Annotated in this window: 15 protein-coding genes; 4 read left to right on the plus strand and 11 right to left on the minus strand. The window is 45.9% G+C overall.

All coding sequences use genetic code 11. The features are described 5' to 3' along the window. Nucleotides 1-3: 3 nt before the first annotated feature. The 11 genes from H7F27_RS16470 to glvA form a co-directional block, all read right to left on the minus strand. Nucleotides 4-1,185: a Gfo/Idh/MocA family protein gene (locus tag H7F27_RS16470; protein ID WP_101860276.1), complete on the minus strand. Its 1,182-nt coding sequence runs from the start codon at nucleotides 1,183-1,185 to the stop codon at nucleotides 4-6. Nucleotides 1,186-1,194: 9 nt separating this feature from the next. Beyond that, the gene (locus H7F27_RS16475) at nucleotides 1,195-2,136 is read right to left on the minus strand and encodes a sugar phosphate isomerase/epimerase family protein (protein ID WP_185848158.1); all 942 of its coding nucleotides are present in this window, start codon (nucleotides 2,134-2,136) and stop codon (nucleotides 1,195-1,197) included. 27 nt (nucleotides 2,137-2,163) lie between these two features. Further along, complete coding sequence (locus H7F27_RS16480) at nucleotides 2,164-3,612, minus strand: sugar porter family MFS transporter (protein ID WP_185848159.1); 1,449 nt, start codon at nucleotides 3,610-3,612, stop codon at nucleotides 2,164-2,166. A gap of 174 nt (nucleotides 3,613-3,786) precedes the next feature. Beyond that, the gene (locus tag H7F27_RS16485) at nucleotides 3,787-4,731 is read right to left on the minus strand and encodes an AraC family transcriptional regulator (protein WP_185848160.1); all 945 of its coding nucleotides are present in this window, start codon (nucleotides 4,729-4,731) and stop codon (nucleotides 3,787-3,789) included. Nucleotides 4,732-4,826: 95 nt separating this feature from the next. Then, nucleotides 4,827-5,684 carry a catechol 2,3-dioxygenase gene (locus H7F27_RS16490; protein WP_024120621.1) on the minus strand — a complete coding sequence of 286 codons (858 nt, stop codon included), beginning with the start codon at nucleotides 5,682-5,684 and terminating at the stop codon, nucleotides 4,827-4,829. 17 nt (nucleotides 5,685-5,701) lie between these two features. Further along, nucleotides 5,702-6,106 carry a DoxX family oxidoreductase CatD gene (catD, locus tag H7F27_RS16495; protein ID WP_024120620.1) on the minus strand — a complete coding sequence of 135 codons (405 nt, stop codon included), beginning with the start codon at nucleotides 6,104-6,106 and terminating at the stop codon, nucleotides 5,702-5,704. A 162-nt stretch (nucleotides 6,107-6,268) separates the two neighbouring features. Next, on the minus strand, nucleotides 6,269-8,083 hold the full coding sequence (locus H7F27_RS16500) for an ABC transporter ATP-binding protein (RefSeq protein ID WP_185848161.1): 1,815 nt from the start codon (nucleotides 8,081-8,083) through the stop codon (nucleotides 6,269-6,271). After that, nucleotides 8,077-9,798, minus strand: a complete 1,722-nt coding sequence (locus tag H7F27_RS16505) for an ABC transporter ATP-binding protein (protein WP_101863592.1) — start codon at nucleotides 9,796-9,798, stop codon at nucleotides 8,077-8,079. Before H7F27_RS16505 ends, H7F27_RS16500 begins: the two co-directional genes overlap by 7 nt. A gap of 104 nt (nucleotides 9,799-9,902) precedes the next feature. Next, complete coding sequence (gene malP, locus H7F27_RS16510) at nucleotides 9,903-11,489, minus strand: PTS maltose transporter subunit IIBC (RefSeq protein ID WP_024120617.1); 1,587 nt, start codon at nucleotides 11,487-11,489, stop codon at nucleotides 9,903-9,905. Between the two features lie 14 nt (nucleotides 11,490-11,503). Continuing rightward, the gene (locus H7F27_RS16515; protein WP_024120616.1) at nucleotides 11,504-12,268 is read right to left on the minus strand and encodes a MurR/RpiR family transcriptional regulator; all 765 of its coding nucleotides are present in this window, start codon (nucleotides 12,266-12,268) and stop codon (nucleotides 11,504-11,506) included. Nucleotides 12,269-12,333: 65 nt separating this feature from the next. Further along, nucleotides 12,334-13,683 carry a maltose-6'-phosphate glucosidase gene (gene glvA / locus H7F27_RS16520; protein WP_185848162.1) on the minus strand — a complete coding sequence of 450 codons (1,350 nt, stop codon included), beginning with the start codon at nucleotides 13,681-13,683 and terminating at the stop codon, nucleotides 12,334-12,336. A 334-nt stretch (nucleotides 13,684-14,017) separates the two neighbouring features. On the opposite strand from glvA, the gene H7F27_RS16525 reads away from it, so the two are divergent. From H7F27_RS16525 to H7F27_RS16540, 4 genes are read left to right on the plus strand one after another with little or no spacing between them, the layout of a single operon-like run. After that, nucleotides 14,018-14,332, plus strand: a complete 315-nt coding sequence (locus H7F27_RS16525; RefSeq protein ID WP_024120614.1) for a WXG100 family type VII secretion target — start codon at nucleotides 14,018-14,020, stop codon at nucleotides 14,330-14,332. 5 nt (nucleotides 14,333-14,337) lie between these two features. Then, nucleotides 14,338-15,540 carry a hypothetical protein gene (locus tag H7F27_RS16530; RefSeq protein ID WP_185848163.1) on the plus strand — a complete coding sequence of 401 codons (1,203 nt, stop codon included), beginning with the start codon at nucleotides 14,338-14,340 and terminating at the stop codon, nucleotides 15,538-15,540. Nucleotides 15,541-15,551: 11 nt separating this feature from the next. After that, complete coding sequence (locus tag H7F27_RS16535; RefSeq protein ID WP_024120612.1) at nucleotides 15,552-16,337, plus strand: hypothetical protein; 786 nt, start codon at nucleotides 15,552-15,554, stop codon at nucleotides 16,335-16,337. Nucleotides 16,338-16,386: 49 nt separating this feature from the next. Beyond that, nucleotides 16,387-16,908: a YfjD family protein gene (locus H7F27_RS16540; protein ID WP_049809915.1), complete on the plus strand. Its 522-nt coding sequence runs from the start codon at nucleotides 16,387-16,389 to the stop codon at nucleotides 16,906-16,908. Nucleotides 16,909-16,931: the final 23 nt, after the last annotated feature.

Raw genomic sequence — 16,931 nt, forward strand, 5'->3', positions numbered from 1 at the left:
TATTTATTTGAATTCAACCCAGACTGATCCTTGGTCTGCTGAACGCACGCAATTCTCAATCCAGCGGATGCCCTCGATCCCTGCATCAATGTCAGGATAGACTAAGTTGTTCAAGGTTTCTTCATCTTCGCGATTTTTAGCGTCAATTGCTATGGCAAACTTAAGATAAATATTGGCCCACGCCTCTGACAGCCCTTCGCTGTGTAAGGCGCCGAGACGTTCATCGGCGCTGCATGCACCATCTAAATATGGCATGCCGCGAACGAGTGTCTGAATCGGCTCTCCCTGCACTTCATACGTCAGTTCGTTCGGTTTGCTGTCCCACCATTCGATGCTTGCTTTAGAGCCAACAATTCTGATTCTGTGGCCATCCATACACCCTGCATTGATTGATGATGTCCACATCGTCCCGACCGCCCCGTTTTCATAATGCATCAGCACATGGGCATTATCCTCAAGCGGCGTGCGGCTGCCGACGAAGCTCTGGCGGTCACACAGCAGCTCTTTTATTTTCATATGCGGCATAATAAGCTGCGACATATAATACGTGTGGGTAGATAAATCGCCCAGCACAAAGCTTGGCCCGGCGATCGCAGGGTCGACACGCCATTTCTGTGCAGCGCTTATGTTTTCGCCTTCATCTGCTGCACAAAAACCGTGTGTGTACTGCAAGTCAACCACACGAATATCGCCGATCTTGCCCTGCTCAATTATCGCACGCATTTGAAGGAGCATTTGATTGCCGGAAAAACCGTATGTCACGCCGACAATTTTCCCTTTTTTCTCCGCGAGCGCTTTGATTTCATAGCCCTCTTCTGAAGTGAAGAACAGCGGTTTTTCACAAATGACATGCAGATCTGCTTCAAGCGCTGCCTTACAGATCTCATAATGAGTGCCGTTCGGAGTGGCAATCGATACAACCTCTATGCCATCCTCTCTTTTCGTTTCCTCCGCAAACATTGTTTGATAGTCGGGATAACAGCGTTCCGCTTCCACTCCGAGGTTCACCCCGAAGTCTTTTCCTCTTTCGGCATCGATATCAAAGGCGCCTGCGGTTAATTGAAAGGCAGTATTGTCTCTCAGCGCTCCAATACGATGTTTATATCCAACCTGGCTGAGCCGCCCGCCGCCTACCATTGCCCAGCGCAGCGGTTTTGAAATGGTTCTTTCTCCATTTAGCATGATGAAAACCTCCTATTGGCTGATGGTTTGTTTTAAAGCTTCTATCGATGTGCGGATGCCCGCTTCCGGTGACATCGTCAGGTCCTCCATTTCTAAGGAAACCTCACCGTCATACCCCATCATTTTTACGACTGAAAAAAATTCCTTCCACCACTGTAAATCCTGTCCGCAGCCGACAGCTACATAATTCCATGCCCGGTTTGCAGGATCTGTCACTTCTTTTGTTTCTAACAGCCCGTTAACCGCAGCTAAATGTCTTTCAATTCTGACATCTTTTCCGTGAACATGGTGAATGGCTTCTCCGAGCTCCCTTGCTGCGATGATTGGGTCTGCGCCCATCCATAACAAATGGCTCGGGTCAAGATTCAAACCGACCATCGGGCCGACTGCATTTCTGAGCCGAAAGAGAGTCTCAGGATTATAGACTAATTGAGAGCTGAAATTTTCAAGCGCGATTTTTTCAACACCGCAGGCTTCCGCTTTTTTGACAAGCTCCTTCCAATACGGAATCGCAACATCTTCCCATTGATAATTGAGTATATCTTTTAAAACAGGAGGCCAGCTCACTGTGTATGTGATCCAGTTCGACACTTTGTCGTCCGGGCCGCCGGCTGGCAGGCCGCTCATCATGATCACTTTTTTGACGCCTAATAATCCAGCCAGCTCCATCGTTTTGTCAGTTACTTCTCTGTGCAATTTGCCCAGTTCGCCTGGATCCAAAGGATTCCCCGAGCAGTTTAAAGCGCAAAGTGTCATATTCCGCTTTTCCAGCGCTGCTGAAAATTCTTCTCTTTTGTGACTGCTTTGCAGCAGTTCATCAAGATTCAAGTGAGGCGCAGGCGACCAGCCTCCGGTTGTCATTTCAAGCGTATCAATGCCAAGCTCCGCGGCAAAATTGAGCATTTCTTCAAAAGGCAAATGTCCTAAACTGTCTGTTACATAAGATAGTTTCATTGATAGATTCCTCCTAGTATCTGCAGGTTACGATAAGTGAGTTGTTTGATTTTGGATTTCCTGATCATCGCGGCGGCCATACTGGCGAAAGGAGTGTTCAAGCTGTTCAAGTGACCGCCCTTTTGTCTCAGGCACATATTTTTTCACAAATAGAATCGCTAGGATATTCATAGCGACAAAGATAAAAAATGTCGCCGACATCCCAATATGATTGAGCAAAATGGGAAAGGTGAATCCAATGAGAAAGTTAGCTGTCCACAAGCAGAAAGTACTGATCCCCATACCAAGTCCCCGCACATGCATAGGGAAAATTTCTGAGAGCATGAGCCACGTCACTGTAGAAATGGCTGTCTGCTGAAATGCAAGAAACAAAACGGTCAAACTCAGAACAACATACGGCAGGGCGAGTGTTCCTTCAAGGACAATAGATAAAATCCCGATCAGCAGAAGAGCTGTCATCGTGCCAATCTGTCCGATGATCAGCATGGGCCGACGGCGGACTTTGCCGAGAAGCCATATCCCAAAAATGACCGCAATAACTGAAATAACACCGTTTGCAATATTGCCGATTAATGCAGCTTCTGTTTGAAAACCGGCTTCTCTCAGAATTTCTGTCCCATAGTACATGATTGAATTGACACCGGTAATTTGCTGTACGATGGCGATTCCGATCCCAATCAATAAAATGCGCCTGATCCACGGCTCTTGAAAATCATGAAAGCCTGCCTTTTTTGCTGTGCCCTCAATCGCATGTTTGATTTCTTTTATTTCCTGCTGTGCCCGGCTGTCTTCACGGATTTGCCGAAGCACCCGCAGGGCGTCACCCATTCTGCCTTTAACTGCCAGCCAACGCGGGCTTTCAGGCACGATGAGCATTCCAAACCATAACACAACAGCTGGAAGTGTCGCGATGACCAGCATATACCGCCATACATTTGCGCTCTCCCCCATTCTGCTGCCGATAATGGCGTTAAAGGTGTATGCCAGCAGCTGGCCAATTACGATCATCAGTTCATTTTGTGTCACGATTCGTCCCCTGCGTTCTGCCGGCGAAATTTCCGCTAAAAAGGTTGGAACCGTTACAGAAGCGCAGCCAACCGCCAGTCCGAGCAGAAAACGAAAGGCAATCATCACGGACGCGTTTGGTGAAAAGGTGCAGCCAAGTGTGGCTGCGATGAAGAGTAAGGCTAAATAAAGGATCGTTTTTCGGCGGCCGTGACGATCGGACAGACGTCCTCCAAACATCGCCCCAAAGGCTGCCCCGAGAAGCAGGGAACTCGCAACCAGTCCTTCTGTAACAGGTGTAAGATTCAGTTGACCTGCAGTTGCCATAAAAGGAAGTGCCCCATTAATGACACCCGTATCGTAACCGAACAATAGGCCGCCGAATGTAGATACCAATGTAATCGTTCGTAAAAGCCCTTTTTGAGCTAAGCTTTCTTTTTCTTTTACAGCCTCTTTCTTTTTAGTACTCACGGCTTTCTTCCCCTTCTTTCAAGAATGGCAGAGCACCCGACACCAAGCATAAGCCAATGCATCCCTCCTTCAGCAACATTCATTGTTGTAACCGCTTTCTAAAAAGATTATAAGACAACGAGATTTCTCGCGTCTTTATCATATGAAGACATTGTTTTGTCATTTCAGGACATCTTATTCGTGCGGCTTGGCCTGTTCGGTTTTTTGAAAAGGTTTATTGATTTGAAATGCGGTCATTTTTGAATCTTTATAAAGGGAACGGAAAAGCCCTGGAGAGCTGCCGATTTTGGCGGAAAATATGCGAGTGAAATAATGTACTGAGAAACCGATTTCTTCTGCTATTTCTTTAATCGACAGAGTCGTTGATTTCAGCAGCTCGGCAGCTTTATTTATTTTTTCATTTTGGACAAATTCTGAGTAGCTGACGCCCAGTTCTGCTGCAAATAAACGTGATAAATGTCTCCCTGAGATATGAAAGTGGCTGGCGACATCCATCAGCTTTAACGGCTGTGACAGATTGTCTTTTATGTGCAGTTTCACCTCTGTCAGCAAAGCAGAAGATGTGTGAATGGGCTGCTTTTGTTTCGAGCGATGGGCGGCCGGGAGAAAGGTTTGGATTAATGACAGGATCAATGCATGCGACAAATGAGATAGGATCTCTTTGTCAAAAGTATTGACAGGCTGCGCTGCTTGCAGCATTAATGTTTTCCAAAGCAGGCCCGGCGGTTCGCCAGCTTTCATTTGCATTGTGATAAGGGGACTTTGTTTCACTTTTTCCATCACTTTGATCCATTCGGCGCTTGACTGATCCTCGCTCAGCTCGAAAGCAACATAAAAAAGGAACAGACCTGTTTCACTTTTGATTTGGTGCAAATGATCCGGCTTTGACAAAAAAATCGTCTGTTCACGAAGCGGATATGTACGATCGCCTTCAAGGTAATATCCTTCACCTCTTACGACGTAACAAATTTCATAAAAGGAATGCTTATGAAGCAGTGTGTTATAGTGGTTCGTCATCGCTCCCCAATAGTGGACGTAAAATAAAACATCCTTTTGCTCTAAGCGATGCACATATTGATTTAAAGCGATTTTGCCCGTCACAAGGTGATTGAGTTCCATGTAAACGCCTCCTAACAAGTTGGTTCTCCCATCATAACAAGGCGGACAGAAATAAAAAATCCCCCTGCCGTTTTTTACGGGCAAAGGGATGACAGTTAAATCACAAATTTGATATGTGCTCCGGAGACAGGGTCTTTCACAAGAAAATGGTTTTCCGTTTCTTCAAGCGAATATCCAGCGTTTTTGACTCGGTCCGCCACACGTTTGAGTTCCTCCTGATAAGGCAGGACAACGGTGTAATAGTCGAGCCCGCTCGCATTTGCCGGCTTAGGCGGCGCATGTTTCCCAGCCCAGATGTTTAAGCCGATATGGTGGTGGTAGCCACCGGCTGAAATGAAGAGAGCAGACATGCCCGCATAGTCTCCGACAATGTCAAAGCCCAGCACATCTGTGTAAAACGCTTTTGCTTCTTTCAGATCGCTGACATGCAGATGAATGTGCCCGATGACCGTACCGTTTGGAAGCGTTGTTTTCCGCTCTTCTCCGGCCTCTTCCAAAAGGCCCTCGATGTCGACAGCAGTTGTTGTCATGACGTAGTTTCCTTCACGATCCCGCTGCCAAGTGCTGCGAGGACGGTCAGCGTACATTTCAATTCCGTTTCCGTCAGGATCAGAGAGATAGAGCGCCTCACTGACAGCGTGGTCTCCCTGTCCGAGGGCAATCCCGTTTTCAATCAAGCGGGCGAGTGCGATACCAAGTTCCTTTCTGTTGGGAAGCAGAATCGCAAAGTGATACAGGCCCGTTACCGTGCGTTCAGGCAAGACGACAGCGCTTGGATTTTCTTCCAGAATAAGCAGGGGGCGTTTTCCGTCAGCCGTTAATTCAGCTTGGCGGTCCGTCTTATTCAAGACTTGAAAGCCGATCACGTTGCAGTAGAACTGAAGGGAACGCTCCAGACTGCGGATTGTGAGTTTGACATAGCCAATGGTTGTATCCTCATGAATGCTGGTCATGCTGTATGCCTCTTTTCTTATGCTGATACGTTTTCGTTCTTTTTTGCTTTAAACACAAATGGGTCCAGTGCCAGGAATCTGCTTCCAGTAAGCGCCAGGTGAATGGATGTCAAAAGCAGAAGGTAATCAAATTCTGCATTGCCCATGAATGGCGCTTTCAGCTTCACTGTAATAATGGCTCCGATCAATGTGAGAGCAAACAGAACACCTACAATACGTGTAGCCAATCCGAAAAAGACGAGCACTCCGCCAACGAGTTCAATCGCTGCGATGACATACGCCATAAAGCTTGGAAGGCCTATGCTGCCGAAAAATTGGATGGTGCCCTCCATTGCCTGAAACTTTGATAAACCGTGAACAAAAAAGATAATACCTGTGATGACTCTTAAAAGTAATGTGCCAATTTCAAATGATTTATTCATTTTTATCCTCCTTGATAAATGTTATCACTTACTTAATGTAAGCTAGTATATATACATAACTTGTTTACGTCAAGTAATTTTGTTACATTTTACGAAATTGAAATAAAAGTACTATAAATCTGTAACAAAAAAGACCTTTATGCAGGACAAAGGTCTTTTTCTTTATTTCTGAAATTGGCTTTCGTATAAGTCACTGTAAAATCCTTTTTGGCGTACCAGCTCATCATGGCTGCCTTTTTCAATCATTTCGCCGTCTTTTAATACGACAATCTGATCCGCTCTTTGAATGGTATTCAGCCTATGAGCAATGATAACGCTCGTTCTCCCCTCCATTAAACGGGCAAGCGCTTCTTGGATTTTCACTTCTGTTACGGTATCAATGTTGCTTGTCGCTTCATCCAAGATGAGCAGAACCGGATCGGCCAGCACGGCTCTTGCTATGGAGATCAATTGTTTCTGTCCTTGACTGATGCCCGAGCCGTTTTGCGTCAGCACTGTATCATATCCTTTTGGCATCCGCTCAATAAAGCTGTGGGCATTCGCTGTTTTTGCTGCGGCCTCGACTTCCTGATCGGAGGCATCGAGCCTGCCGTAGCGGATATTTTCTCTGATCGTGCCTTGGAACAAGAACGAATCCTGAAGCACAAACCCCATATTTTTTCTCAGGCTCGCCCTTGTCAGCTTTTTAATATCAATCCCGTCAATTAAAATGCTCCCCTCATTGGGCTCATAAAAACGGGCAAGCAGATTGGTAACAGTGGTTTTACCCGCTCCCGTCGGGCCGACAAAGGCGATTGACTGCCCGGCCGGCACTGTGAATTGGAGGTGTTTCAGTGTCTGATTGTTTTCCTCGTAGCCGAAGGAAACATTTCGGAATTCAATGCCGCCTGTTTGTATCGGCTGATGCAGGGCACTCTTTTCATCCTCACGCTCCTCTTTTTCATCCAGCACGTCAAACACCCGTTCAGCGCCGGCAATAGCGGACAGCATCGTATTAAACTGATTGGCCAGATCATTTAATGGACGCGTAAACTGTCTTGAGTACTCGGCAAAGACAACGATGGTGCCGATGGATATCCAGCCTTTCAGCGCAAACAGTCCGCCGATTGCAGCAATGATCGTAAAGCTTAAATTGTTTAAAGAGTTCATCACTTTCGGGATAAAGCCGGAAATCGTCTGTGCCCAGAAGCCTGAAGTCTTGAGTGCGGCGTTTTTTTCCAGAAATTCAGCTGTAATCTGGTCTTCCCGTGAATACGCTTTGATGACCTTTTCGCCTGAAATGCTTTCTTCAATATATCCGTTCAGCTCGCCAAGATTTTTTTGCTGTTCTTTAAACAGTTTTCCCGTACGGTTTGTGATCCATTTCAGACTCACCGCCATTACCGGAATGATCGTCAGCGTGATCACCGTCAGAAGCGGACTCATGTACAGCATGACGGCAATCGTTCCGACGAAAGTGATGACGCTCGACAGAATTTGAATCACCGACGTATTTAAAGTGGAGCTGACATTTTCGATGTCATTGGTCACCCGGCTCATCAGCTCACCATGCCGCTGTTTATCAAAAAACGGGATCGGCAGCTCATGCAGATGGGTGAACAGCTCGCTTCGCATTCTAAAAACTGTGCCTTGCGAAATCGTGATCATCCAATAGTTTTGAAACCAGAGTGATAAAGATTGAATGAGATATATGCCAAGCAGAATGAGCAGAACGGGAATAAGCCCGCTGACCGTCTGGCCGACGATGAAATGGTCGATGGCCTTTCCGATCACAAAGGGGCCGAGGAGGCCGAATATCGCGCTGATTACGACCATCAGCATAACGAGTATGAGCAGCCCTTTTCGTTCTGCCAGGTAAGACCAGATTCGTCTCAGGGTGCCTTTTGTATCCTTTGCTTTCGCCCTTTTTTTGGCGCGTTCTTTTTTATCGATTGGGATTTTGGGATATTGGAAAGGCTTGCGGATGTCTTTCAGCACGACTCGCTCCCCTCCCTTCCGAATTGTGACTCGTAAATGCGCTTATATAAATGTGAGTCAGAAAGCAGCTGGCTGTGTGTGCCTTTTTCTATCAGCTCTCCATCCTCGAGCAGCAAGATTTCATCAGCTTTCATGGCCGTTGTTATTTTTTGTGTAATGATTAAGGTTGTGCACTCATATGTGCTGATGGCCTCAAGCAGATTCGCTTCCGTTTGCAGGTCAAGCGCGCTTGTGCTGTCATCCAAAAGAAGGATGGAGGGTTTTCTGATCAGTGCCCTTGCAATAGAAATCCGCTGCTTTTGACCGCCGGACAAATTGACGCCTCTTTGTCCCAGGACGGTATCATATCCCTTCGGAAGCTTCATGATCGTTTCATGGATTTGCGCATGTTTGGCCGCTTCCATTATTTCATCAAGTGAAGCATTTTCTTTGCCCCAAGCAATATTTTCTTTGATCGTGCCTGAGAACAAGAGCACTTCCTGGGGCACAAATCCGATTTGCTTGCGAAGGCCCTCCGCCGGAAAGTCATCAATAGGCTTTTCATCTATGTAAATGCTGCCCGAATCCGGCTGATAAAGCCGCGGAATGAGCTGAAAAAGCGTCGATTTCCCTGATCCTGTCGCCCCGAGAATCGCGATCGTTTCTTTCGGCTTTGCGGAAAATGAGACATTGCGCAGCGCTTCTCTGTCCATATCCGGATATCGGAAGGACACATCCTGAAAGTCAATTCGGCCTGACAAGCGAGATGAGAGTAATCCTTCCTCCTGCTCGTCACCTTCTGTTTCAAGCACCTCGCCGATTCTGTCGCCTGAGGCTTTTGCCCGGGTGAAAATCATAATCAAAAACGGGAACATAGAAAGCGCACCCGTAATTCGTGTCGCATAGTTAATAACCGCAACGACATCGCCGACCTGAGAACCTCCGCTTGTGATGCTGTGAGCTCCCGCCCATAAAATAAAAAGAATGCAGAGGTTCATCAGCAGCATCAGCACAGGCATCGTAAATTCTACAAGCTGAAATGCCGAGACCGTTTTTTGCATCAGCATCGTGTTTGCTTTGATAAATCTCTTGACCTCATGGCTTCCGCGCAGCAGCGCTTTAATCAGCTTGATCGCAGTTAAATTCTCCTGCATGATCGTATTCACCTGATCCAGCCGCTTCTGCACAGACCGGAACAGCGCCCCGCCCTTTTTCAGTACCCAAAGCAAAAACAAAATCAGGATCGGAATCGTCACAAGAAGAAAAAAGCCGAGCTTCACATTAACGGCGAGTGACAGCGCAATGCCGCCCACAATCATTAGCGGCGCACGCAGCATAAACCTCAGACTCATAAAAATCAGGTTTTGCACCTGTGTCACATCGTTTGTCAGCCTTGTCATATAGGATGAGGACGAAAACTGTCCAAATGTTGAATAAGAGAAGGACTGGATTTTTTGAAAAAGCCCTTTTCTCGTATCGTAGGAAAAGCTTTGGCTGACATGGGCAGCGTAAAAGGAATTCAGCATCCCCGCCGCAAATGATAAAATGGTCAGACCGATCATGACCGCACCCCATATCCAAACGTGCCGCATGTCTTGCTTCAAAATCCCATCGTCGATGATTTTTGCGATCAATAGAGGCTGTACCAGTTCAACCGCGAGTTCCGTCAGCATGAGAATCAGCGCAATTCCCACCAGAAGTGAGTATGGTTTTAAATATGATAAAGCCTTTGACATGTAAAAGCCTCCAAATCCCTTATACTCGATTGTCTCTTTCTTTACTTTACTATGATGGTCTTTTTGACGGCAAACGAAAACCCTCCCAAAAAGGAGGGTCTGCTTTATTGATTTAATAGTTTTTCCACACGCTCCCGCATCTGCGGTACACTCAATCCGATAATCACCTGAAACGCTTTTCCGTTTCTGACGACGCCGTGAGCTCCAAGCGCGCGGAAGACGCTGTCGGGTTCGACCTTTTTTTCATCCTTGACGCTGACTCTGAGGCGGGTGGCGCAGTTTGTGACCTCGGTGATGTTGTCTTTTCCGCCTAACGCTTCGATGTACAATGCAGCGGTTTCATCTGCCGTTTCTGCAGCGGAGGCTGTTTCGTCCTTTTTGTTTTTTCTTTCTCTGTATTCTTGTTTCGAATACAGCTTTGTTTCCTGCTGATCGTCAATTTCCCGTCCCGGTGTGGCAATATTGAATTTGAGGATCAGAAATCGGAAGACGAAAAAATAAATTGCAGTAAATGAGAGTCCAATCAGAATTTGATACACATACGTCATACCGTGGCTGCCAAAGAGCGGAATCCAGTTCAGGGTAACCGCCTCAATTAACCCGCCCCCCATGTTTCCGACAACACCGGCCATATACATGACCGTCGACATTGTCGCGGCGAGTACGGCGTGAACCGCAAATAGGAAAGGAGAGATGAATAAGAAAGTAAACTCAATCGGCTCTGTGATGCCGGCGACGATGGCCGTGAGTGTGACAGGAATCAGCAGGCCGGCAACGAGTTTTTTCTTTTCCTTTTTGGCTGTGACATAAAACGCGAGCGCAATCCCCGGAATGCCGAAGATTTTTGAATTGCCGTGAAGCGCGAATCCGCCTTGCGGGAACAGCTCCTTCAGCGGTTTGGCGCTTTGTGAATATTCACCAAGGTGCTGCGCCCAATACGTGACGATCCCGCCTTCCGCCACAGCCGGGCCGTAGATGAACGGCGTGTAAATAAAATGATGAAGACCGGTCGGAATCAAGATCCGTTCCAAAAATGTGTAAATCCAAACGCCCACCGCCCCGGAAGCGACAAGAAAGCTTTGAAGCGACCCGATTCCCGTTTGGACCATCGGCCAGATAAAAGACACGGCCAGAGCGACCGGAATCATAATGAAGAAGGAAATCATGACGATATACGTGGAGCCTTGAAAGATGCCGAGAAAATCAGGCAGTTTTTTATCAAAATAGCGGTTATGCAAAAATACGACAATGGAAGAAATAAAGATTGCCCCGATAATGTTGGTATCAAGCGTTTTAATGCCGGCAATCATCGTTAATCCGCTCGTTCCGCCGACCTCTTGATTCATATCGACGCCAAAGGCGCCTCCCCAGACTGTCAGGATCGAGCTGACAAAATAATTAAACGTTAAATAAACCGTAAGCGCTTCCAAACAAGCGCGCGCCTGAGCTTTTTTCGCCAAAGCGACTGGAATGCCGATGGCGAATAAAAGCGGCATTTGATTAAATACCGTCCAGCCGCCTTGCTCAATGATATACCAGCACTGATACCAAAACCCGTCAGGATCAGCGAGCGGCCCCATCAGGGTTTCGTTTTTGAAAAGCGTGCTGACACCCACGATAATGCCGGCGAACGCAAATAATAATACAGGCACAAACATCGCGCTTCCAAAGCGCTGGACTTTTTGCATCATACCAAAACCCCCTGCTACTCAATGTCGTTTTTTTCAGCTTCTTTGTAATCAACATATGCGCGGAACAATGCTTCGCCAACGAGAAAAAACGGCGCAAAAGCGACAATTTCTTTTTTATCACTCAATGTCACGGGCTTGCTTGTCGCATAAAGATTATGCGGTGTGAGCTGGGCGAGGACATTGTTTTTCAAATTCGTAATGGAAATAAAGGGAACTCCCTTTGCGGAAAGCATTCTTGCCTGCGGAATCAGCTCAGGCGTTTCTCCGGACAGCGAAATGATGATAAACAGGTCATTCACCTTAAAATCATCCTGCATCTGGTCAAATTCATTTCTGCCCTCAATTAAAATCAGATACTTATTGAGAGGGATAAACATTCTTTGCAAATCATGGGCGCATATCTTTTGCGCCGTTCCGGACCCGTACACGAAAATGCGGTCCGCTTCATCAATCAGCTGGCACATGTCCGTCATGTCCTTTGTCCTTATAAATTTCAAATTTGCTTCAATATCATCCAGCAGCTTTTGAAAACTCATACTCTCGCCTTCTTCCGGCTGATCTTCCCACTTCAAAAAAACGCGAAATTCACTGTAGCCGCTGAAACCGAGCTTTTGGGCAAGACGCAAAATCGAGGAACGCGATACGCTGCATGCTTTCGCAAGGGCATCGATTCCAAGACGATAGCACGTGTTCTTGTGATTCAATATATATTTCAAAATATGAAAATCATTGTCATTTAATTTACTGTAATGCTGATTAATCAGTTCTTCGAGCTGCATATCAGATCCCCCCATTTTCTTTCTATTATATACAATATAGATTTCGAAAATGGGGGATTTTTCAGTTATGAGATACGGCTCGGGCTTTGATCAAGCTCAGGCCAGAAATCTTTGTTGGCCTCCAATAAATCTTCGAGAATAAGCCTTGCCACACGGGCGTTCGGCACTGTTTTTGAGAGAATGAGCGCCTGCCATAGCTTTTGGAAGGATTTTTCCGTCCACGCCTCAACTGTCAATTTTTCAACTGATACCTGCTGTTCCATCAGTCCTTTTTGGAACTGCGGAATGTTTCCGACTGTGATCGGTTCAGGCCCGTTTGAGCCGACGATACACGGCACCTCTACCATCGCTGTCGGGTCAAAGTTTGCGATTGCGCCGTTATTTTCAACGATTAAAAGCATTCTTTCACCTGTATTGTAGGCAATGGCGCGGGCAAGATCGACGATATATGACGCGTGATCGTCTATTTTGATTTCGCTGTTTTTAGAGGACTGCTCGCGTGCAATCATGTCGCATTGGCTGAAAATAAAGGCTTCGCGTCCTTCCATGACTTCGTTTGCCCGCGTATGGTTCGGATTTGATTTTTTCACCATGTCATCCGGGAACAGATAATATTGTAAATACGTATTCGGCAATGTGTCCGGATCGGCGGCCTGCACGTCACGCGCTTTTGCGAACGTGTCATTCCAGCTCGCCTCCACCGCCTCGGGCTCTGCGTTCGGAATATACCCGTACTGAGACACATGTTCCTTCAGCTTCGGCATTAAATCATTGCCCTCTTGATCCTGAATGGATGTCCACCAGCCGAAATGATTTAATCCATAATACCGGACCTTCATTTCTTTTCTTGAGGACAGGCCGAGAATTTGCGCCATACGGTCTTCGATACCGACCGGCATATCACAGATGTTGAGGATTTTTGAGTTCGGTCTGAGGCGTCTCGTTGCTTCCGCCACAATCGCCGCCGGGTTGGAGTAATTCAGCATCCACGCATCTGGCGAGTATGTTTCCATGTAATCTAATATTTCAAGCACGCCGCCAATTGAACGCATACCGTATGCGATACCGCCCGGTCCGCATGTCTCCTGGCCCACAACTCCGTACTTCAGCGGAATTTGCTCATCAAGCGCACGCATCGCGTATTTCCCTACCCTGATGTGTGCCATGACAAAATCAACGTCTGTAAAAGCTTCTTCCGGGTCAGTCGTCGCTGTAAATTCAATTTCGGGTGCTTTTTCTCTGATAAAAACGTCACAGGCCCCCGCGATCCGCTCCTGTCTTTCCTTATCATTGTCATACAGCTTCAGCTTTCTGATCGGAAACTCATCCAAATGGTCTAAGAGCATCAGAACAATCCCGGGAGTAAATGTGCTCCCTCCGCCCGCTATTACGATTGAGAATGATTTTTTCTTCATATGACGACCTCCTTGATAACGTTTACATTTTATTTATATCATGTGACAGCTTGTCTCGTAATGCTTTTGGCGCACTTAGGTCATTTGATCAGTTTTAGTTTTTTTTCCCATTGAGCGGGAAATTTCTCACTTATCTATCAGTTCAACAATTTGATTTTTTTACCTTTTTTGTAATCTCAAAGTCTCATCATCTGTGAAATTTGAGTGAATATACGCCCTTCCAATTCTTATGAAAAGGTTCTTTTGTACGATTCGGATACATGCCGAATTATTTATAATCATTTATATAAAACATCCATTTGTGCGTTAATTTAGGAAAGGCAGGGGACAAAAGTTGGACTCACATAAAGTCATCGAGCTTGCAAATCAGTACAGTGCAGCCGCAGAAGAGGTCAGAAGCTCAAAAATGCTCCTTGACTCCCGGTTATCTGCATTGGGCGATGCGTGGCAGGGAAAAGCAAGAGACACATTCGACCAGGATTTCGAGGAAACAAAAGCCGCCTACGATCAGTTCGAACAGGAGCTGCTTGAAACAAGCCAGGAACTTAAGGCAGCTGCCGTAAAAATAGAAGAACGAAAAGCTGAGATTGCCAGAATGGAAGAATTAGAAAGAAAAGCAAGAGAGGAAAGACATAAACTCGAGAGGTGAATAGCGTGTCAGGAAACATTGCAGTTGATCCGGATAAGCTTGAACAGCTGGCAAATGATGTGGTCATAGAATTAACTGATATGGAAAACAAATATAAGGATTTGCATGCGGAGCTGGGACAGCTGATTTTACAATGCGATCCCCGCTACAGCAGCTGTTTTTCGGGGGTTGGGGATGCTTGGAGCTCAGGAAAAGCACTCGTCAGCAAGCTGAGTGACAATGAGATATTCATTAGAAAAACGAGCGACAAATTTGTTGAGCAAGACAATATTTTACGAAAGCTTTATAACGCTTACGACAAATACGGAACGATGACAAGCTTAACCGCCCTGATGCTGACCCAGGGAAAATACTACGGATTAGGGCTTACAAAGTTTGTGAAACAGCCAAGCGGCTTACATACTGCACGGCATTCAAAGCTTCTATTGGACATTTCCAGAGCAGTAGACAGCTCCCGTTATCAAAAAGCAGCCAGAGTGCTTTTGAACCCAAAATATCTGTTTAAAAAGACAAACCGGCCATTTTCTGATTTGGTACATAAAAAGTTTACAAAATACTTTCCGCAGGACACGGTGGATTTTTCAAACAGCGTAAGGAGCTATACAAGAGGATTTGTTAATGAAGCCGGCGTACGCTCAACACTGAAGGATGTCGGAAAAACAGGCTTGAAATTCGCAAAAGGAAATGCCATTACAGCGACACTCATAACCGGAGCGACAGAAACGTTTGGAGCAGGCTTAAAGATCGCCGAAAATTACGCGAAATACGAAGACAAACCCGAAGTGCTCAAACGGGAAAATGCAAAAGCTGTTGGCAATGCAGTCAATAACACTATTTTTGTCGCTGGCGGCGCAACGGCAGGCGCTGTAATAGGCGGGGCGATCGGAAGTTTTGCAGGCCCTGTTGGTACTGTCCTCCTTGGCGCAGCTGGCTCTTATGTTGGCGGAGTGGTAGGAGAACAAATTGCCAAATTTACGGCAGGTTTCGCCGAAAAGGCAGCCTTAAAGCTGAAAGAACCGATTCATGCTGTTGTAAATACTGCCAAAAAGGGGCTGGAAGCGGCCGGCAAAGTCGTAAAAACGGTGAATGACGGCATAGATGCGGCTAATAAAACAATTCATAAAGGAATGGCCAAAGCAAAGAAAACGGCGGACTCGCTCATACACGGCGCAACTCATTTCCTTAAAGGCAAACTTTCATTCGGATAGGAGAATAAATCATGAATCAGTTTACGATCAGCTTAGAAGAGCTCATATTTTGTTTTTACAGCGAAGGCTTTTTTGAACAGGGCATGTCACTGAAGCAAGCCTATTTTCCTGAAGTAGAAGATGAGCAGCTCGGATTTTTATTTGAAGCGGCCTGCCGTTCGCTTTTGGCGAAGGATGCTGCTGAATATCGGAATCATCAATACAGGTTAAAGGACGAGTATTGCCCGTTTATCCACGTATTAAATGACGCGGACTATACAGTGAAGCTTTCCAAGTTTGACGAGCAAGGCAGCGAACGGAATGTTTCCTGCCATGTTTCAAAATTTGGCACCTACTCCCATGAGCTTCTTTTTGATGAGCAAGTACATAGTATAAAAAAAATGGAATCAAGCGACGGATTACTTACAAAAACAGCTGAGTTTTTAAATATAATAGATACCGAGGATAAAAGCGAATCTATCCTGACTTTGACATCAAAAGAATTTGAAGCACTTCTGGAAGGTGCTTCCGAGACTCCCTCATACCTGAAGGAATTCCTTGGAAAGCACGACTACCAAGAGGACATTACCCGGTTTATAAATGATTTGTCATTACGTAAAGGAAAGATGGATACCCTGATGCGCCTGTCTTACGATAAAGATAACGCACCGGAAGTGGATGACATGGCTTTTATCCTGCCCGGCACCCGCCATACTTGGCTTGTAACGGGTATCACCCAGAATGAATTTACTGTCATGGCTGCTCATAAGGATGTTGTAAATCAAATCATTTCAAAACCGAACGAGAATCTGAATTGATAAAAGGAGAAGAGCATTGGAAAATCAAGTAGTCGAAGTCAAAAGCAGAATGTTCCTGAGAATATGGGCTTTTGTCGGATCTGCCGGTATGGGGCTTGCTTGTTTATGGCTGTTTTATATGGGGATTACCTTTCAAACGAAATATTATCTCCTAGCCATTCCAGCAGGTTTTCTATTCACCTTGTTTTGTTTATATTTATTTATCATCTTTTTTCCTGCCTTTACCTCTAGGGGAAATATCATCTTCCGTATTAAAACCGGAAAAGATGGTGAGATATTCACTGACAAAGCGGCTGTGAAATTTGCCGATATCAAGAAAATTGAAATGAATCGCAATAAATACCGCTTAAAAGGGATTTTTCAGGAAGATGTCATAATTCAAACAACTGACCACAAGACAATTCGCATTCCGACTTGGAACATCATTCCAAACCCTTTGTTTTTTGAAGCGGTTGAACGTTATATTGTCCCACATATGAATGATGAAGCGAAAACGAATTGGATCGGTCAGTTTACAGAGATTCAGCGCAATGTGTATTTAAAGGAATTTGAGAATCATCCGAAGCTATAGGAGCAGCACATTGGAATCACATG

Source organism: Bacillus sp. PAMC26543, assembly GCF_014250375.1.
Classification (GTDB): domain Bacteria; phylum Bacillota; class Bacilli; order Bacillales; family Bacillaceae; genus Bacillus; species Bacillus halotolerans.